Source organism: Muricauda sp. MAR_2010_75, assembly GCF_000745185.1.
Taxonomy (GTDB): Bacteria; Bacteroidota; Bacteroidia; order Flavobacteriales; family Flavobacteriaceae; genus Flagellimonas.
On the sequence record NZ_JQNJ01000001.1, the window covers coordinates 611,742 to 631,160 of the forward strand.

At 42.1% G+C, this 19,419-nt stretch carries 20 protein-coding genes; 10 read left to right on the forward strand and 10 right to left on the reverse strand.

Features of this window, described 5'->3' with window-relative positions; translation table 11 throughout:
* Window positions 1-168 precede the first annotated feature (168 nt).
* A complete protein-coding gene (locus FG28_RS02670; protein WP_036379709.1) occupies window positions 169-2,586 on the forward strand; it encodes a TonB-dependent receptor domain-containing protein in 2,418 nt (805 codons plus the stop codon).
* 65 nt (window positions 2,587-2,651) lie between these two features.
* Complete coding sequence (locus tag FG28_RS02675) at window positions 2,652-4,013, forward strand: exonuclease domain-containing protein (protein ID WP_036379711.1); 1,362 nt, start codon at window positions 2,652-2,654, stop codon at window positions 4,011-4,013.
* Between the two features lie 279 nt (window positions 4,014-4,292).
* Here the strand turns inward: FG28_RS02675 and FG28_RS02685 are convergent, their stop codons facing one another.
* The 4 genes from FG28_RS02685 to FG28_RS02700 form a co-directional block, all read right to left on the reverse strand.
* Window positions 4,293-5,066: an aldose epimerase gene (locus FG28_RS02685; protein ID WP_036379715.1), complete on the reverse strand. Its 774-nt coding sequence runs from the start codon at window positions 5,064-5,066 to the stop codon at window positions 4,293-4,295.
* Window positions 5,063-6,364: a M20/M25/M40 family metallo-hydrolase gene (locus FG28_RS02690; protein ID WP_036379717.1), complete on the reverse strand. Its 1,302-nt coding sequence runs from the start codon at window positions 6,362-6,364 to the stop codon at window positions 5,063-5,065. Before FG28_RS02690 ends, FG28_RS02685 begins: the two co-directional genes overlap by 4 nt.
* Window positions 6,365-6,396: 32 nt before the next feature.
* Window positions 6,397-7,377, reverse strand: coding sequence for a PLP-dependent cysteine synthase family protein (locus tag FG28_RS02695; RefSeq protein WP_036379719.1), 981 nt, complete (start codon window positions 7,375-7,377; stop codon window positions 6,397-6,399).
* An 84-nt stretch (window positions 7,378-7,461) separates the two neighbouring features.
* On the reverse strand, window positions 7,462-8,703 hold the full coding sequence (locus FG28_RS02700; RefSeq protein WP_036379722.1) for an ABC transporter permease: 1,242 nt from the start codon (window positions 8,701-8,703) through the stop codon (window positions 7,462-7,464).
* A 3-nt stretch (window positions 8,704-8,706) separates the two neighbouring features.
* On the opposite strand from FG28_RS02700, the gene FG28_RS02705 reads away from it, so the two are divergent.
* Window positions 8,707-9,933, forward strand: coding sequence for an exo-beta-N-acetylmuramidase NamZ domain-containing protein (locus FG28_RS02705; protein ID WP_036379723.1), 1,227 nt, complete (start codon window positions 8,707-8,709; stop codon window positions 9,931-9,933).
* Between the two features lie 165 nt (window positions 9,934-10,098).
* Here FG28_RS02705 and FG28_RS02710 read toward each other — a convergent pair whose 3' ends face one another.
* Together FG28_RS02710 and FG28_RS02715 are read right to left on the reverse strand one after the other, a co-directional pair.
* The gene (locus tag FG28_RS02710; RefSeq protein WP_036379726.1) at window positions 10,099-10,929 is read right to left on the reverse strand and encodes a sterol desaturase family protein; all 831 of its coding nucleotides are present in this window, start codon (window positions 10,927-10,929) and stop codon (window positions 10,099-10,101) included.
* 21 nt (window positions 10,930-10,950) lie between these two features.
* Complete coding sequence (locus FG28_RS02715) at window positions 10,951-11,445, reverse strand: YkgJ family cysteine cluster protein (protein WP_036379728.1); 495 nt, start codon at window positions 11,443-11,445, stop codon at window positions 10,951-10,953.
* 85 nt (window positions 11,446-11,530) lie between these two features.
* Between FG28_RS02715 and FG28_RS02720 the strand changes: the two genes are divergently transcribed.
* On the forward strand, window positions 11,531-12,238 hold the full coding sequence (locus FG28_RS02720) for a bifunctional 2-polyprenyl-6-hydroxyphenol methylase/3-demethylubiquinol 3-O-methyltransferase UbiG (protein ID WP_036379730.1): 708 nt from the start codon (window positions 11,531-11,533) through the stop codon (window positions 12,236-12,238).
* A 43-nt stretch (window positions 12,239-12,281) separates the two neighbouring features.
* A complete protein-coding gene (locus FG28_RS02725) occupies window positions 12,282-13,082 on the forward strand; it encodes a hypothetical protein (RefSeq protein WP_036379732.1) in 801 nt (266 codons plus the stop codon).
* Between the two features lie 12 nt (window positions 13,083-13,094).
* Here the strand turns inward: FG28_RS02725 and FG28_RS02730 are convergent, their stop codons facing one another.
* Window positions 13,095-13,727: a 7-carboxy-7-deazaguanine synthase QueE gene (locus FG28_RS02730; RefSeq protein ID WP_036379734.1), complete on the reverse strand. Its 633-nt coding sequence runs from the start codon at window positions 13,725-13,727 to the stop codon at window positions 13,095-13,097.
* Window positions 13,728-13,776: 49 nt separating this feature from the next.
* On the reverse strand, window positions 13,777-14,229 hold the full coding sequence (locus FG28_RS02735) for a RidA family protein (protein ID WP_036379736.1): 453 nt from the start codon (window positions 14,227-14,229) through the stop codon (window positions 13,777-13,779).
* Between the two features lie 56 nt (window positions 14,230-14,285).
* Between FG28_RS02735 and FG28_RS02740 the strand changes: the two genes are divergently transcribed.
* The 3 genes from FG28_RS02740 (at window position 14,286) to FG28_RS02750 (ending at window position 16,863) form a co-directional block, all read left to right on the forward strand.
* Window positions 14,286-15,794 carry a helicase HerA-like domain-containing protein gene (locus tag FG28_RS02740; RefSeq protein ID WP_036379738.1) on the forward strand — a complete coding sequence of 503 codons (1,509 nt, stop codon included), beginning with the start codon at window positions 14,286-14,288 and terminating at the stop codon, window positions 15,792-15,794.
* A 7-nt stretch (window positions 15,795-15,801) separates the two neighbouring features.
* Window positions 15,802-16,350 (forward strand): hypothetical protein, encoded by a 549-nt coding sequence (locus FG28_RS02745; RefSeq protein WP_036379740.1) that lies wholly within the window; start codon window positions 15,802-15,804, stop codon window positions 16,348-16,350.
* A gap of 72 nt (window positions 16,351-16,422) precedes the next feature.
* Entirely contained in the window at window positions 16,423-16,863 is a 441-nt protein-coding gene (locus FG28_RS02750) for a DUF4440 domain-containing protein (RefSeq protein WP_036379742.1), read from the forward strand.
* Here the strand turns inward: FG28_RS02750 and FG28_RS02755 are convergent.
* Window positions 16,860-17,282, reverse strand: a complete 423-nt coding sequence (locus tag FG28_RS02755; protein ID WP_036379745.1) for a helix-turn-helix domain-containing protein — start codon at window positions 17,280-17,282, stop codon at window positions 16,860-16,862. The two genes, FG28_RS02750 and FG28_RS02755, sit on opposite strands and share 4 nt — an antisense overlap.
* A 97-nt stretch (window positions 17,283-17,379) precedes the next feature.
* Here FG28_RS02755 and FG28_RS02760 point away from each other — a divergent pair, with 97 nt between their 5' ends.
* Both FG28_RS02760 and FG28_RS20545 read left to right on the forward strand, forming a co-directional pair.
* A complete protein-coding gene (locus FG28_RS02760; RefSeq protein ID WP_036379748.1) occupies window positions 17,380-18,219 on the forward strand; it encodes an alpha/beta fold hydrolase in 840 nt (279 codons plus the stop codon).
* 33 nt (window positions 18,220-18,252) lie between these two features.
* Entirely contained in the window at window positions 18,253-18,675 is a 423-nt protein-coding gene (locus FG28_RS20545; protein ID WP_036379751.1) for a VOC family protein, read from the forward strand.
* A gap of 1 nt (window position 18,676) precedes the next feature.
* Here FG28_RS20545 and FG28_RS02770 read toward each other — a convergent pair whose 3' ends face one another.
* Window positions 18,677-19,303, reverse strand: a complete 627-nt coding sequence (locus FG28_RS02770; protein WP_036379753.1) for a DUF2306 domain-containing protein — start codon at window positions 19,301-19,303, stop codon at window positions 18,677-18,679.
* Window positions 19,304-19,419 lie beyond the last annotated feature (116 nt).

Sequence of the window (19,419 nt, forward strand, 5' to 3'; positions counted from 1 at the left end):
CAGTATTCGAGCGGTTCACATCAAATTCATAGCAGACTAAATCAATTCTGGAAAAATTGCCCTTTTAAAGCTTGATTTTAGCATTGTTTTCAAAACGATGGTTTTGTTTGATGATTTATGCTTAAGCCAACTTTTTTAGTTGGCTTTAGTTCTTATTGACACCAGCTTATGATCAAAAAATTCTTAGGGCTACTGTTCATTCTAATGGTCGGCCAAGCACATGCACAAACGGCGTTTAAAGGTAAAATTGTGGACTCCAATGGTGAGGCGATTGCTTTTGCCAATGTGGTGGCTATGAGTGAAACCGATTCCACCTTAATTAAAGGTGCCATTACTGATATGGATGGTTTGTTCACTATCGACATAAAACAACCTGAAAATTCCTTTCTTTCCATTTCGTATGTTGGATACAAGACCAAGGTGATTTCGGATTTATCCACAACCAATCTGGGAGACATTCCTTTGGAAGACCAGGCTCAAGAGCTGCAAGAGGTGGCCGTTGTGGCCCAAAAACCTTTCATCCAAAAAGAGCAGGATAAACTCGTCCTTAATATTGAAAACAGCATCGTAAACACAGGTAATTCCACCATGGAAATTTTGGAGAAAGCACCTGGAGTGATTGTAGATCAAGATGATAATATATCCCTCAGTGGCCGAACCGGGGTGCGCATTTATATTGATGGAAAGGATACCCGTTTGCAAGGCGAGCAATTGGCTAATCTTTTGCGAAGTCTTCCCTCTTCCAACATTGAAAAGGTAGAGATTATCACCAACCCATCCGTGCGTTATGAAGCTCAGGGTAATGCGGGAATCATTAACATTGTCACCAAAAAAGGAAAATTGTATGGCACCAATGGCAGTTTGACCTTAAGTCCGGGCTATGGACGCTATTTTCGTTGGAACAGTTCCGTGGATTTTAATCACCGAACCGAAAAATTCAACCTCTACGGTCAGTATTCTTACACCGACCGAAACCAATACCAAGAGATTGTGATTGACCGAACTTTTTTGGACGGGGAGCAACCTATGGGCTATTACGACCTTCAAAATGATTTTGAACTCCCTTTAAAAACCCATACGGGACGATTGGGTTTGGATTTTACAGCTAGTGAAAAAACCACCCTTGGGTTACTCTTCACAGGCCTCAATAATGGCAATAAAAACATTTCTACCAGTAATATATTGGGTTACAATACAGACCGTGAATTGATTTCAGAAGAAAACACCGATACCAATATCAATTCAGAATGGAACCAACTCACCGCCAATTTTAATGCTAGACATTCGTTTACCGATAAAAGCATCCTGACCTTTAATTTTGACCATGCGCGTTACAGCAATTGGTCCGACCAAAGGTTTGTTTCAAACTTTGAATTCTTCGAGGATAATACCACTGCTCAAGACATTCTTTTAGGCGATATTGATGGCTATTTGAACCTCACTGGGCTTACCTTGGATTACGAACTCACTTTGGAAAATGGGGATAGACTTGAAGCGGGTTGGAAAAATACCTGGGTGAAATCCGACAATGACCTAGCGTATGTCAACGACAACAACGGGGTTATCACGCCCAACACTAATTTGAGCAATCACTTTATCTACGATGAAGATATTTATGCAGCTTATGTGAGCTACAACCTCAACCGCGAAAAATGGAATGCGCAGTTTGGGTTACGTGCAGAAAACACCACCGTAACCGGAAACCAGATTACCACTAATACCGTCAATGAGCAGGACTATTTGAACTTATTCCCAACGGCTTCTTATAACTACACGTTTAATGAAAACCATACATTGGGATTATCCGCTGGACGGCGAATCGATAGACCGGGCTACGGCCAGTTGAATCCTTTCCGGACCTTTGTGAATACCAATACCTACCGTGAGGGAAATCCATATCTGCAACCTCAATTTACTTGGGTGAGCGAGGTCAACTACACCTTTAAACAGCGTTATTATTTTGCGTTTAATGTGGGGTATACCGAGAATGTCCTTACCATGGCCATTGTCCGTGATGGGGATGAGGAAGTGGTCATTGTACGCCCCATTAACATTGCCAATTTAAAGAGCTATTCCTTTGTGGCAAGTCTACCCATAAAATTCAGTAATTGGTGGCAAAGTAACTGGAACCTCAACGCTTCGCTTAACGATTTTGACGGAGAAATCAATGGATTTGATTTTGACCGAAACAATCCCGTGGTCAGCCTCAACACCAACCACAGTTTCGGCCTTGGAAAGGGTTACCGATTGCAGGCTGGAGCCTTTTATTTGCTCCCCCACTACGCTACCATCACCAAGGCTCGAACCATTTCGTCCTTTTCACTGGGACTTCAAAAAAATCTATTTAATGATGCCATGACACTTCGATTCAATGTCAACGATATTTTCTGGAACCAATACCCTACGGGAAGAACACGATTTGGGAACTTGGATGATACCTTCACCAGCTATCGCGATACACGATATGCCACCCTTTCGGTTTCATGGCGGTTTGGTAAACAATCTGTGCAGCCCGTTCGCAGAAGACAATCCGAAATTCAGGAAGAAATGAACCGAGCACGGCAGGAAAACAATAACCAAAGCTAAGCTTCCCAACCCTATGATGTAGTTCGAAAAAGTTCTAACTTTAATACCCTGAACTTTTTGGAAGCTTGTATACCATAATCGACATAGAGACCACTGGAAATGGCATAAAGGGAAACAAAATCACCGAAATTGCCATTTTTAAGTTCGATGAAGATCAAATTGTGGACGAATTCACCTCTTTGGTGAATCCACAATGTCCCATTCCTTATTTTATAACGGGACTTACCGGAATTGATGACGATATGGTGAAGGATGCGCCTACCTTTCAAGAAATTTCACAATCCATCCAAGACATTACCGAGGGATGTGTCTTTGTGGCCCATGCCGTGAATTTTGATTATGGGGTGATTAAGGAAGAATTCCGCCAAATTGGGGTTGATTTTACCCGAAAAAAACTCTGCACTGTCCGTTTGTCCCGAAAATTGATTCCCGGACTACGCTCCTACAGCTTAGGTAAACTCTGCTCTGCCATACAAATTCCATTGACGGATAGGCACCGTGCTCGGGGAGATGCCCATGCTACTACCCTACTTTTTCAAAAATTATTGAACACGCCCAATGCGGAACCCGTTTTTCAAAAGTTTTTGAATGCCCGAAGTCAAGAGGCCACCCTGCCACCACATCTGCCCAAATCAGTTTTTGATAAAATCCCACCAAAACCCGGTATCTACTATTTTAAAAACCAGCAAGGAGAAATCATTTACGTGGGAAAGGCCATCAATCTCAAAAAAAGAGTGTTGGGCCATTTTTATGACAAGAGCATCAAAGAAACCCAAATGTGCAGCGAAACTGCAGATATTGACTTTAAACTTTCAGGAAGTGAATTGGTGGCACTGCTTATGGAATCCGCTGAAATCAAACGACTGTTTCCACTTTACAATCGCGCTCAAAAACGAACGCTGAAGCAATATGCCATTTTTGAGTATGAAGATAGGAATGGTATCCGGCATTTGGCATTCAATACCCTTAAGGGTATTCCCAATCCGCTAAAAGTATTTTATAACCAAACGGATTGTAGGGCTTATTTGGAGGAAATATGCAAAAATTTTGCGTTATGTCCTAAATATTGCCATTTGCAGCAGACCAATGCAGCCTGTTCCCACCATAGAATTACCACATGTGAGGGGATTTGTCGTGCCGAAGAACCTATTGAAATCTACAACGAAAAGGTACGGACGGCCATTTCAGCAATGAAGGCCTTGGAATCTGAAGTGCGAATCATCCGAGAAAAAGGAAGGAATGCTAATGAGCAGGCTGTAGTTTTGATTTCGGAAGGGGTTTATAAAGGGTACGGGTTTATTGACCAAGAAATGGATGTCTCCACTTTGGAGGATATCGAGTCCTTCATCATCCCACAAAAAAATACCTTGGAAGCCCAACGGATTGTGGAATCCCTATTACCCAAATTGGAGTCCTTTGTGCTATAGCCCTTTGATTTTTCGGTACATCCGTACCACAAAGGCTATCCAAAAGACAATAATCAGGGCAACTACAACAATGTAAGGAAGTATGATTTCCATAATTGGATTGGTTTTGGTCATGTAGCCCCGACACCAGAATCCTTGGTTTAGAATCCCTATTGTTTCCTTTGAAAAGTGCAATGAAAAACAAAACCAACTGAACGGCAATGCTTTCTCATTCCCAATTTAGTAAGAAAAAGTTTACGCAATGTTGGAAAATCATGAATTTTGGAACATTTTCGATGATCAGACCTTCAATCGCACCTTAAAGATGGTGTCTTCATCCTCTAAATGTTGAAAACCAAGATATAAATCCCGCTGTTCCACTGCATAGGGATAAAATGAAATGGGTTCAATGCAGACCATGTTCCTGACTTCGGTCCAGCACATAAATTGTCCAAACCCTTCAGTTTCAATCGCAATTTCTTTCTCGTCTTTTAAGGTAATGGAAGTACAGTTTTCCACTTGTAAAGCCCTGCTCCCCACTTCCAAAATGGCATCCAAAGAAATTTCCTGCCGATTGGCAATTAGGGTTGGGCTGTCTGAGTGAAGCTTAAAGGCCGGGTGGTATCCCAACATAAAGGGCATATCCCTTTCCCCGGAAATGGTAAACCTAATTTCCAAGGTTTGGTCCTGCAAGGAAAATGATTTTTCAAAACCAAAACTATAGGGCCACATGAGCCATTGTTTAGGTGACTTTTCGGGAAATTTTGAATTCTTTATAGGGGTTCCCGCTTTATAGTGCTTTGCAAAAACGGCCAAATCTTCCGTCCGGGAACGCAGTTCATATTCCAACTCCCGAAGCAGTCCGTGCTGATCTTGAATGGCATTGCCCCTCGGCACCTGAACATTGAAACCTGCCTCATTTACCGGACCAATTATGGGAAACATTTCCGTATCGGAACTTCTCCAGCCCGGACTCCCCTTTTGATGGATAAACTCATGCCCATCGACCACAAAACTTACCAACTCTCCAGCGTCTATGCCTACGGTAGCTTGTTCATTTTTAAGTTCAATCATGATTTGGTATTGATCAATCGGTAAATTAGAATTGCGGTACGTTTGGTCAAGGCTTCAATGGTATTTAGATTGACAGTTTCCTCAGGAGTATGGGCATTTGAACCCATAGTCCCCAATCCATCCAGACAATCCACATACTGCGCCACAAAGGACACATCTGCGGCACCTCTTTTCCCAGGATCATAGGCCAATACTTCGCCTCGTTTTAAATCGAGACTCACTTGGTTCAGGGTCTCCAACAATTGCATATTCCCTTCGGTAGGCTGCATGGCCGGATAACTATCGGTAAAGCTTATGGTGGCTGAAGTTTTGGGCAGGTTTTGGTCAACAATTTCGCGCATTTTTGCCCGGGCTCTCTCCTTTTGCTCTTCGGAAATAAATCGGAGTCCTCCACGAACCATTGCTTTTTGGGCAACCACGTTGGTTTTTCCAAATACGTCGCCTTTGCTCGTTGATACATCAAAATTCACAAAAGTACCTCCCAAAAGTGTTCCTGGATTGAAAGTCAAAAGGTCTTCACCCTTCACATCGGTATAAAATTCATGAAGGATACGGGAGATTTCAAAAATGGCACCAGCTCCAGTGTTTTCACTAAAAATTCCAGAAGAATGGGCACGTTTTCCCTCAACTTCCACTTCCCAACCAGAAGCTCCTCTTCGGGCTACTGTAGCATAATTAAATCCCGTGGAAGTTTCAAAACCGAGAGCAATATCACTTCGCTTTGCGGCATCAATCAAATCCTTACGGCTAATGGACAAGGGTTTTCCAGTACTCTCTTCATCCCCAGTATATGCAGCAATAATCTGGGCATCTTTCAACAATCCATTCTCTTGCAGAGCCTTTAAGGCATATAACATAATGACATCACCTCCTTTCATATCATTGCCGCCAGGAGCATGTGCAATACTATCATTGACCATTTCAAAGGTTTGGAAAGGACTATCTTCCTCAAAAACCGTATCCAAATGCCCAATGAGCAATAGTTTTTTCCCTTTATTTCCTGAAGTTTCAGCAAAAAGATGGCCTGCCCGGCCCATCTCGCTGGGCATTTCTATCCATTTGGTTTCGAAACCAATATTATCAAAGGCATCCTTAAATACCATCCCAACTTCCTTGACCCCTTTGGCATTTAAAGTGCCACTATTGATGTTGACCACTTTTTTTAAAAAATCGATGGCTTCAGCATTGCTACTTTCTATGGAAGCGACAATCTTTTTCTCGGTTCTGGAAAGTTTCTGGGCAGTGATGGAAAGGGCCAGCAAAAACGTTAGGGTGGTAAAAAGGTACTTGACGGGCATAGTGTTCTGTTTTGACCCGAATTTATCAATTTTTAATCGATAAATCCCTTCTCCCGCATCCAATCGTCGTTGAATATTTTGGCTACATACCGACTTCCATGATCATGAAAGAGCACGACCACCACATCATCTTTCGTAAAATGTTCCTTTAATTGTAGTACTCCTTTGATGGCCGCCCCTGCGGAATTTCCCAAAAACATGCCTTCTTCTCGGGCCAAACGGCGGGTATAGATAGCGGCATCTTTATCAGTGACTTTGGTAAAGCCATCAATGATATCAAAATCCACATTTTTGGGCAAGATGTCCTCCCCAATACCTTCAGTGATGTAAGGGTATATCTCATTTTCATCGAAAATTCCGGTCTCATGGTATTTTTTGAAAACAGAACCGAAGGTATCAACCCCCCAAACCTTAATATTAGGGTTTTTCTCTTTGAGATATTTGCCAACGCCCGATATGGTTCCACCGGTACCTACACCTACTACAAAATGGGTTATTTTTCCATCGGTCTGATTCCAAATCTCGGGGCCGGTACTCAAATAATGGGCTTTGGTATTCCCAGGGTTATCATATTGGTTCACATACCACGAATTGGGAATTTCGGTGGACAAACGTTTTGCAGTTGAATAATAGCTACGCGGGTCGTCAGGAGCCACATCGGTAGGACATACATGAACCTCACTTCCCATGGCTTTTAGAATATCCATTTTTTCCTTGGACTGTTTATCACTGATCACACAAATCATTTTGTACCCTTTGACCACTGCGGCCAAGGCCAACCCCATTCCCGTATTGCCCGAGGTTCCTTCAATAATGGTTCCACCCGGTTTTAGAATCCCGGCTGCTTCGGCATCCTCCACCATTTGCAGGGCCATACGGTCCTTCACCGAATTTCCCGGATTGAAAGTCTCATACTTGGCCAAGACCAAACAAGGTAAATCCGCCGTTAACTTGTTCATTTTCACCAAAGGGGTATTCCCTATGGTACCCAATATGTTTTCTGCGTATTCCATTGCTATAAAGATACCTTTTATGGATGTTAAATTGAATCCAAGAGAGGTTAAACTCTTTGCTTAGTTCTATTGATTTTAAAATCCTTACTCGAACTTTATGGCTTTCACGGGGGTTATCTTGGTAATGATGTACGAAGGAATCAAGAGCATCAGCAGACAAAGCAACATTACGCCCAAATTTAGGATAACCACAGTAGGAATATCTAAATAGACGGGTATGTAATCAATATAGTACTCCTCTGGATTGGGAAACTTGAACATTCGGTACTTGTCTTGAATAAAAAGGAGCCCCAATCCCAAGGCATTCCCCCATAGTAAACCAATGGCAATCAAGTAGGCGGCATTGTACAAAAACACCTTTCGAATGCTCCAATTGGCCGACCCCAGTGCTTTTAGAATCCCAATCATTTGGGTACGTTCCAAAATCAATACTAAAAGGGCCGTAATCATGTTGATGCCCCCCACAATGATCATAATTCCAATGATGAGAGCGATATTGAAATCGAACAGTCCTATCCATTCAAAAATGCGGTAGTATTTGGTCTTGATGTTCTGGGTATCCAAACTGGAGACTGTTTTTCCATAAATCTCATCACTTTTTTCCTCCAATTGGTCAAAATCATCCAAAAAAACTTCAAAGCTGCCCACTTGATCTTCTTCCCATTGGTTCATGCGTTGTATATGTCGAATATCCACAAAGACATAGGTGGCATCAAACTCCTCAAAACCGCTATCATAGATGCCTACAATGTCAAATCTTCGGGTGTTCGGGGGTCTGGATGCATCCCCATCCTTCAGAAAAAAAGAAAAAAAAGTGTCTCCAACGCCCAATTGCAGTCTATTGGCCATCATTTGGGACAGCAATACTTCTTCATTGAGCTTTCCTGAATAATCGGGCAACCTACCTTCAACAATATATTCCGCAAACGCCGACCAGTCATAATCCTTGCCCACACCCTTGGCCAAAATTCCTTCAAAAGTATCCTCTGTACGGATGATTCCACCTTTGGTGGCCACAGCCTGAACATGCTTTACCCCATCCACATTGGTAAACTCCGGATAAAAATCTTGGTTTAGGTCAATGGGAGATATGGAAACATCGGAAGTATTATTATCGTAATTGGAAATTTGAATATGACCGTTGAACGCTGCAACTTTTTCTCGGATTTTGCGCTTAAGGCCAACACCTGTGGCAATGGCAATGAGCATCATGACCACACCAATGGCGATTGCGGCTATGGCAATTTTTATTATAGGGGCGGAAACACTAATTTTATGCTCCTTCCCTGTAATCAGGCGTTTGGCAATAAACAGTTCTAAATTCAACGGATGCCCATTTTATCTCTTTTCAAAAGTACATTTTTATTGTTGGTTTTAGTGTTTTCTTCCTGCAAGGGACAGCAAAAAGAACCAAAATCCTTGTCTAGTGAACCCTCAAAAGATACCGTTTTAGAAATCGTAGTAGCTGCCAATCGAACCGAAAACTACCTTCCCCTTTTGAAAGGCAAAAAAATTGGAATCGTGGCCAATCCAACGAGTGCGATTTTTAATGACCAAGGGTATACACACTTGGTTGATTCTTTGGTATCGCTTAATGTTGATGTGAAAAAAGTCTTTGCTCCAGAACATGGATTCCGCGGTCAGGCCGATGCCGGGGAACATGTAAAGGATGGTGTGGATGCCCAAACGGGAATTCCCATTATTTCATTGTACGGAAAAAACCGAAAACCCTCCCAAGAGCTTTTGGATGGACTCGATGTGGTTGTTTTTGACATCCAAGATGTGGGGGTTCGGTTTTACACCTTCATTGCCACCCTACAATTGGTGATGGAGGCCTGTGCGGAGCACAACACACCCATTATCGTATTGGACCGACCTAATCCCAACGGGCATTATGTGGATGGTCCAACGATGGAAAAGGAAAACACCAGTTTTTTGGGGATGACCCCTATTCCTTTGGTTTATGGAATGACCATTGGGGAATATGCCCAACTACTTAATGGTGAAGGTTGGCTGGAAAATGGAGTAAAAGCAGATTTGACCGTAGTCCAATTGGAAAACTACACCCATGAGTCTGAATATCATCTCCCCATTCGCCCCTCGCCCAACTTACCGAATGATGTCTCCATTACACTTTACCCCAGTTTGGGCTTATTTGAAGGTACCAATGTAAACGCAGGCCGAGGAACCGAATACCAATTTCAACGATATGGAGCCTCCTTTATGGATAGTACCAAATATGATTTCAGTTATATTCCTGAGCCCAATTTTGGCTCGAAAAATCCTAAAGAGGAAGGAAAAACTTGTTTTGGAAAAGACTTATCAAATTCTCCTCGGATGGATGAGGTTTCCCTAAAGTGGGTGATCGATGCCTACCAAAACACCTTGGACAAATCCAAATTTTTCCTCACCAGTGGCTTTACCAAACATGCGGGCACAGCACTTTTACAGCAACAAATTGAATCCGGACTTTCCGAAGCGGAGATAAAAGCGACTTGGCAGAAGGACTTGGAGGCCTTTAAAACAATCAGAGTAAAATATTTAATCTATAATTAACCTGTATCCCGACACGAATTTTACGAATGGCTCGAATGTTCTTTTTTGTCATTCTGAGCAGAGCGAAGAATCTTTGGTTTTGCTTTTGAACTTGAAGCTTGTGCTTGGTCTAGAAAAAGTGATTTTTCAATAGACGACGGGTACATCTCATTTTGAAATGACCCTTTAGCCTTCAGTCGTTGGTCTTCTGTACTTATGAAAGGGCTGCTTTAGCAAACCTTTGATGCTACTGTTCTCCTTTTCATCGGGGAAGGTATCCACACCATACACAATTTTGTCCACATCCAAAGTCATATACGTTCCGAACAATCTGTCCCAAATGGCAAAAATATTCCCGTAGTTGGAATCGGTATAGGGTAATTTAAAATGGTGATGCACTTTGTGCATATCCGGACTTACAATAAACCAGCTAATGGCGTTGTCCACTTTTTTAGGAAGTCGAATATTGGCATGGTTGAACTGCGAAAGCACCACCGATAAACTCTGGTACAGCATGATGATTCCAATGGGTGCACCTACGATAAAAACCCCAATCAAGGTGAAGGAATAGCGAATCAGACTTTCCAACGGATGGTGCCTATTGGCCGTAGTGGTATCCACATTATGATCGGAATGGTGCACCAAATGCACCATCCACAATGGCTTTATCTTATGTTCCACCCAATGTGCAGTATAGGCCCCAATCAAATCCAAAAACATAACCCCGAGCAGTACATAAAGCCACAAAGGCATTTCGGGCAACCAGTTGATGATTCCAAATTGGTTTTCCATGGCCCAATCCGAGGTTTTCAACAACAAAAAAGCCAATGGAAAATTGATGATGATGGTGGTCAGCGTAAAGAAAAAATTGGGAACAGAATGCCTCCACTTTTTATAGGGAACGCTAAAAAGCGGCATAATTCCTTCCAAAATCCAAAAAAAAGTGATTCCGCCAACCAAAATGAGACTTCGGTGCCAAGAGGGAATGGTTTCAAAGTAGGCAATGACCTGTTCCATAAACTCAAATATAAGAAATCATCACATCTTTATTCTTTTTTTCATCTCCTCCACTATGTTGAAGGCCGCAGGACAAATGGCCACATTTTTTAGGGTAAGATTGCTGATTTGTTGAAACTTTTTTCGGTCAGTATGGGGAAACTCTCGACACGCCTTGGGCCGCACTTCATAGATGGAACAATAGTTATCGGCTCCCAAAAATGTACAAGGCACTTCTTGTAGCACATAGTCTTTGTCCTCATCAATTCTGAGATACCGATCAATGAACTCCGAAGGCTTCATTCTAAAATGCTTGGCAATTCGCTCAATGTCCGTATTGGTAAACAAGGGTCCCGTGGTCTTGCAGCAGTTGGCGCAGGTTAAGCAGTCGGTTCGCTCAAACTCCGCATGGTGGAGTTCCTGCATGGTATAGTCCAAATCCTTTGGTGGACGTTTTTTGAGCTTGGCAAAGAACTTTTTGTTCTCCGAATGCTTCTCTTTCGCCTTTTGGGGCAGTTGTTCCAATTCCGGCTCCATAGGGGACAAACTTAAAAAAGTGAATCCAATTAAATCGTATTCTGCGATTAAAGTCACACCTTTGTTGCTGATTATCACTAAAAACATGGCGGATATTCTTGGCAGGGCCTTGGTGGACTATCACCACGGCAACTATTCTGAAGATATTAAGACCTATTCTTCTTTGGATGAAGAGGATGTAATTCCACTTCCCTATTTGTTCCGAAATTTCGATGAAATGCCCAGATTGGAACAAAAGGCCCTAAAACTGGCTAAGGGAAAAGTGTTGGATATCGGTTGCGGTGCAGGAAATCATGCACTTTATCTTCAAAACAAAGGACTTGAAGTTACCGCTCTTGACAATTCCAAAGGTGCAATTTCAGTATGTAGTGAACGAGGCCTGAAATCCTTGGTAAACAGCTCCATTATGAGCTATGATAATGAAAGATTTGATACCTTGCTGCTCTTGATGAATGGCATTGGGTTGGCAGGGTCTTTGTCCAATTTGGATGTTTTCTTGCGGCATTTGGCCTCATTATTGCGATCCAATGGACAAATTTTGTTGGATTCCAGCGATATCATCTATATGTTTGAACAAGATGAAGATGGCGGTTATTGGATCCCCAACAATGATAGGTATTATGGTGAAGTTACCTTTACCATGGAATATAAGGGTGAAAAAGGTAAACCATTCGACTGGCTTTATGTGGATTTCAATACCTTGCAAAATGCGTGTTGGGCCAATAATCTTGATTGTGAACTGATTATGGAGGGCGAACACTTTGATTATTTGGCCAGAGTGACAAAAAACTGATACTAGTTTCTGAAATGGAACGTTTTATACAATATCGATTGCTATGAAAAAGAAAATCGCTGTTTACTCCCTAATTGCCTTTGGACTGCTCTTGAGTTGTTCCAAAGATTCAGGAACTGATGAAAATCCAACTTCAAAAGTTAACAAATCTGCCAATCTTTTGGGTACGGGAGCATCGGCAGAAGACTTCCTGGCCAATACAAATTTTGACAATTTATTGATAGAGATTGCTTATGTCTCTGGTTTTCAACCTACAATTCAAGCTGTCACAACTTTTGAGAAATTCATAACAGCACGCACCTTTAAGGAAGATATTACGTTTATCTATAAAGAACTTCCTTCTCCCAATGAAGAAACCCTTACCCTTAACGAAATTGCGAATTTGGAGAAAGAAAACCGAACTGCCTACAATGACGGATCTACCTTGGCCCTGTACATTTATTTTGCTGATGCCCCCACTGAAAACGATGATGAAAGTGAAGACACGGTTACCTTAGGTGCCGTGTACCAAAATACTTCCATGGTCATTTACGAAGCAACCATACGAGATTTGGTGGGAAACAGCTCTTTTGTATCGGTTGCCGATGTTGAAGCTGCCACTTTAAACCATGAATTTGGACATTTATTAGGTCTAGTAAATTTAGGAACCCCAGCCATCAATGAACATGAAGATCCAGATGCAGATAGCCACTGCACAACAGATGGTTGCCTAATGCGTGCCGAGCTTCAATTCGGTGGACCTTTATTGAAGGCAATGCAAAGTAATGCTTCAAAAGGTCTGGCCACAATCCCTGAACTGGATTCTGAGTGCCTTTTAGACCTTCAAAGCAATGGTGGTCGTTAGTTCCCCGAAAATCTAGGGAATATTCAAATACTTATGGGTTTGTAATGAAACCTTCCACTTGGGGTGTTTCATAACATAATCCACTATCAAAGGAACCATCTTATCCCGAACGCTCCATTCAGGCTGCAGATAAAGAAGACAATCTTTGTTGACTTTGGCCGCCTGTTCCTCAGCAAAAATAAAGTCGTGTTTATTGTAGACAATCACTTTAAGTTCATGGGCTTTTTGGTAAATGTCTTCTTCCGGAAGCTTGTTTTTCTTTGGGGAAAGACAAATCCAATCCCAAGTTCCCGTCAACGGGTACGCTCCAGAGGTTTCAATATGTATTTGCAAATTCCTGTCCTTCAACCCAGTAGTCAAGGGGCCCATATCCCAGGTCAAGGGCTCTCCACCCGTAATTACAATGGTATCGGAATATTTTGCTGCATTTTCAACTATGCTTTCAATGGCAGTGGGTGGATGCGTCTCCGCATTCCAGCTTTCCTTCACATCACACCAATGACATCCCACATCACAGCCGCCAACCCGAATAAAATAAGCAGCTGTTCCCTTATGATATCCTTCTCCCTGAATGGTGTAGAACTCTTCCATCAAAGGAAGCATCAAGCCCTTGTCCACCAAATCCATCACATTGTCTTTTACCATGGCGCAAAGATACGTTGCCTCAATGGATTATTGCATTTTCCAGAATGCATTACCTTACGGCGATAACATCTATCTCAATTTTGGCATTCCTGGCCAACCCACTTGCCGCAAAAGTGGTGCGAGCCGGTTTATTGGTGAAGTATTGGATATAAACCTCATTAAAGCTGGCAAAGTCTTCCATAGTGCTTAAAACAACGGTACATTTTACCACATTGTCCAATTTCATACCGTGTTGGGCCAGAACAGCTTCAATATTATTAATGGCCTGTTTGGTTTCGGCTTGGATGCCACCTTCAACCAAGGTGCGGGTGGAATGGTCCATTCCTATCTGTCCGGCCAAAAAGAACAGATTCCCAGCCTGCACCGCATCACTAAAGGGTGCATCCTGCTTTTTGGCCTCATGGGATTTGTGGAAAATGATTTCAGTTTCTTCTTGGGCATGGGCAAACATTATTGTTCCCAATGTAAAGACCAATAGCAAAATGTATTGAAAAGGTTTCATGACAGGGTTTTTAGATTTGCTTAAAATTACCCTATTTTTATCGGAAATTAGATGTGATGGGCAACAAAGAAAAATTCTTTGAACATATAGAGCAAGGCTATGCCACAAAAGGGGATTACATCACTATGGGAGCCGGAATGTTGGATGGTGAGACCATTACCAATGCCTACGTGAAGGTGCCCCTAAAAACCCTTAACAGACATGGCCTTATTGCCGGGGCCACGGGAACTGGAAAAACCAAGACCCTTCAGGTTTTGGCCGAAAATCTTTCCGATAAAGGCATCCCTGTGTTGTTGATGGACCTTAAAGGTGACCTAAGCGGCATTGCCCAGCCCAGCCCGGGCCATCCCAAGATTGATGAACGACACGAAAAAATAGGACTGCCTTTTGAAGCCAAAGGTTTTCCTGTGGAGATTTTGTCCCTTTCCGAACAGGATGGAGTTCGCTTGCGGGCCACGGTCTCCGAATTTGGACCTGTTTTGCTTTCCCGAATACTGGACCTTTCCGTGACCCAAGAAGGGATTGTGGCCGTGGTATTCAAATATTGCGATGACAACAAACTTCCGCTCTTGGATTTGAAGGATTTTAAAAAAGTACTCCAATATGCCACTGGCGAGGGCAAGGAAGAGTTCCAGAGCGAGTATGGGCGAATTTCCACTAGTTCAACGGGCACTATTTTGCGAAAAATCATTGAACTGGAGCAGCAAGGTGCTGAGCTTTTCTTTGGAGAGAAGTCCTTTGATGTGGAGGATTTGGTTCGGATTGATGAAAATGGAAGAGGCTATGTGAATATCATTCGCTTGACAGATATCCAAGACCGCCCCAAACTTTTCTCGACTTTTATGTTGAGCCTTTTGGCCGAAATATATTCCACTTTTCCCGAACAAGGAGACAGTGAACGGCCTGAGTTGGTCCTTTTTATTGATGAAGCTCATTTAATTTTTGATAATGCGTCCAAAGCTTTATTGGATCAGATTGAAAGCATTGTGAAACTGATTCGCTCTAAGGGAATTGGTCTTTATTTTGTCACCCAAAACCCTACGGATGTTCCAGACGATGTCCTAGCCCAATTGGGGTTAAAAGTGCAACATGCCCTACGGGCATTCACGGCCAAAGACCGGAAAGCCATAAAACTTACAGCGCAAAACTATCCCATTACAGAGTTCTACGATACGGCTGAAATTCTAACCTCCTTGGGAACAGGAGAGGCTTTGATCTCCGCTTTGGACGAAAAGGGACGACCCACCCCATTGGCCGCCACCATGATGCGCGCTCCCATGAGCCGAATGGACATTCTTTCCGAAGCCGAACTCAAAGAGACGCTTGGAAAATCCAAGTTGATCAAAAAATACAATGAGGAAATTGATCGGGAAAGTGCCTATGAAATCTTGAATGATAAAATTGAAAAAGCAGAACGGGAAGCTGAAAAAGAAAAAGAACAAACCTCCTCTCGAAGATCAACATCAACCAGAAGAAGTACCCGAATGAACCCCGTGGTAAAGGTACTCACCAGCGCAACCTTCATACGTGGCGTGCTTGGGGTATTAAAAAAAGTGATTCGATAATAATTCTATGAAAAAAATAAATACCGTTGCCATCTTGGCCTGCTTATTGGCTTTTGTACAATCCTGTGAAAAAAACACCCCTTTTCTAATTACGGAGGATAGTGTGGGGCCGCTATTAAAAACATCACCCGTTTCCGAATTGGAAACCCTCTTTGTTAACGATTCCATTGTAAAGGATACCACAAACCTTAATCTTGGGGCAACATCAAAAAAGATTGAAGTCTTTGAAAAAGGCGGCAAACCTTTGTTGACCCTGACTTCGAATACAGATAGCATCCCAACCATTGAGAATATCAGAATATTGGACAAACGCTACACCACAAATAAGGGTATTGGATTGCAAAGCACCTTCAAGGACATTCAAAAACAGTATACCATCAAAAAAATAGTGACCACTTTAAACAGCATTGTGGTTTTTCCGAAGGAAAGTAACCTCTATTTTACTATAGACAAGGAAGAACTTCCGAGCAATCTTCGTTTTTCCACATCAAATATTGAAGCGGTGCAAATACCCGATGAAGCCAAAATAAAGTACTTGATGTTGGGTTGGGAATAAGATGTTAATTTATTGCTAAACAGCAGTATAAGCCTTTTTCATTTGGTTAAATTATGGCCTAAAGCCATTCCAATGAAAAATCTATTTCTTGTTTTTGCCCTACTTCCTGTTGTAGTATGCGCACAATCCAATCCCGATGAAAAGGAAAAAATCATTGCGGCCACAAAAGCATTTTCCAAAGCATATATAAATGGTGATTTTGAAACCATAGCCAACAGCTACACCGCAGATGCCAAAATTTTTCCAAATAATGCTGATATCATAGCAGGAAGGGAAGCTATTAAAGGGCGATGGATGTTGGGAGCAGGCACCAAAATTCTACATCATGAAATAATCCCCTTGGAAATTACTTTTCTTGGAGACTACGCACACGATTATGGATATTTTGAGGGAAAATCGGAAAATAAGGATGGTTCCATTGCCAATTGGAGGGGGAAATATGTGGTCGTTTGGAAAAAAGAGGACGGTAATTGGAAAATGTATCTGGATATTTGGAATCGCATTCAGGATTAGAGCAATCCGTATTTTTCCCGATTGGCCAATACCTTTGGACTGTTTTCTTGCATCCATTCGGTCAATTCCAGTAATTTTTCCACATAGGATTGTCCAAACTCGGTAAGGCTGTACTCCACTCGAATGGGTACTTCGGGGTATGCATTTCTGGAAATATAGCCATCGGCCTCAAGTACCTTTAACCGTTGACTTAACACCTTATTGGAAATACCGTACACATATTTTTTCAGTTTGTTAAAACGAAGTACAGGAAAATAACCCAGCCATAAAATAATCAAGGTACTCCATTGGTCAGAGGCCACGGACATGACATCCCGTACCGGGCAAAGCTCAGGTGGGTTCCTGAAGTCTATGTGTCCGAACATTTTCTCCAATTTTTTTGCCGTTCTAACTTCTTGATTTTCAGTAACAGTTTCCATAGGTCTACTTAGTTTTGTTAAGGTGACTTCTTTTATCTTCTAAAATGAATATGTATTTTTGGTAACCTTTAAAGAGTAAGTTACAAAAAGTAACCAAATGAAAAAATTCCTGACCAAAATAATTCCATTGGCTTACGGCCAATATTTTAACCTTTATACTCTTTTTGCCCCTAAAAAAGCGGCCAATAAGGCCTTTCATCTGTTTTGTACGGTTCGTAAGGGTCGTGTTCAACCCCAACAGCAAGATTATTTGAAAGAAGCCAAACATTCTGTTGAGCATGTTGCGAACCTTCAGATTCAAACCTACCACTGGGAAGGTGAAAAGGATACTGTTTTATTGGTACATGGTTGGGAAAGCAATACGTTCCGATGGCGAAACCTTATCAAAAAACTCGGGGAGGCCAATTTCAACATTTTTGCGTTTGATGCCCCAGCACATGGCTATTCCTCTGGAAAAATTTTACATGTTCCACTGTATGAAAAAGCGGTTCATCACATGGTGCAAAAATTCAACCCGAAACACCTTGTTGGCCACTCGGTTGGAGGGATGACTTTAATGTATAATGAATACATCAACCCAAATCCCGGAGTGGAAAAAATGATTCTTATTGGATCGCCTTCCGAGTTTCACGAAATTATGGAGCATTATCAAGACCTACTGCGTTTTAATGACCGTGTGATGAAGGTCTTGGATAATTATATTCAAAATAGGTTTGGGTTTAAAATCCGTGAATTTTCCACTTCAAGATTTGCGGAAACCAACAGCAAAAAAGGACTATTGTTCCATGATAGGTTTGATGCCATTACACCCTACCATGCTTCTGCGGAGGTCAACAAAAAATGGGAAGGGAGCCAGTTGGTCACCACAGAGGGATTGGGCCATTCCATGCACCAGGAAGATGTGAACAACCAAATCATCTCTTTTTTGGAGTCTTAAAAAAGATGTTTTAATTTTCAGCAAAAATCCATCATGCAAAACATTACCCCTTTTCATGTTGCCATCCCCGTTCATAATTTGGATGAATGCCGCGTTTTTTACCGAGATGTTCTGGAATGCGAAGAAGGACGGAGCAGCGACCATTGGGTGGATTTTGATTTCTTTGGACATCAATTGGTGATTCATTACAAACCCAAATCCGAAGAAGCCTTGCACACCAACCCCGTGGATGGCAAAAATGTACCTGTTCCCCATTATGGTGTGGTTTTGGAGTGGGATACCTTTCAATCTTTTTCCAAAAAAATGGAGGACAAAGGAATTGATTTTGTCATTGCACCCTACATTCGGTTTAAAGGGGAGCCTGGGGAGCAAGCCACCATGTTCTTTCTAGATCCCGCTGGAAATGCCCTTGAATTTAAGGCATTTAAGGATATGGGGCAGTTATTTGCGAAATAAGTCAGTCTATTGTAAGTCCCTTTCGCCGTACCCAAAAAAAGGCAAATATCATATTGGGAACCCAGCAGAGCCAAGCCACAATCTTGTAGGCCACCAAAAATTGACCCGTGGCCATAATCAGTAATGGCATCCAAATACGTAAGGTTACCGCTGCAAAACAGGCTGCATAGCTGTAAATCATCATGCCTTGGTGCAATGAAAGGTCTTTTTTGCGGATAGCGATATACGCCCTGATAGTGGTGTAAAGCCAAATAACTCCCAAACAGATAAAACCAACAGCTGGGATAATTCCTCCAGTGGCAAAAAAACCAAGATATACACCACAAGTGCCACCAATTAGGGCGGCAATCACATAAATTTTGCCCATATTTCGGTGCAAGTTCAGGTTTCGGGAGCGAAGCTTTTGACTGAACTGGGACCATCCCGTGAGCAGTGCCAAGCCACCAAAGGTGATATGCCCATAAAAGGCCCCTTTCCAAACTTTACTGGACAATATTTCTTCTGATTTACTGGCCAAAAGTCCAATTTCCTCCGAAGTCAAGAAGTACAAAAGAGGATACAGGCCAATACCAATGGCTAAAAAAGCAAACACCACCCATGCTACCTTATTTCTAACCCTAGCGGCCATATTACTTGATTTTCAGTTAGGTAAGTTATCGAATATTTGGGTTAAAAAACAAGAATCACAACCCTAAATCGTTATAACAGAAGTTGAACAGGCAATAGTGCCCCCAAATCGTACTA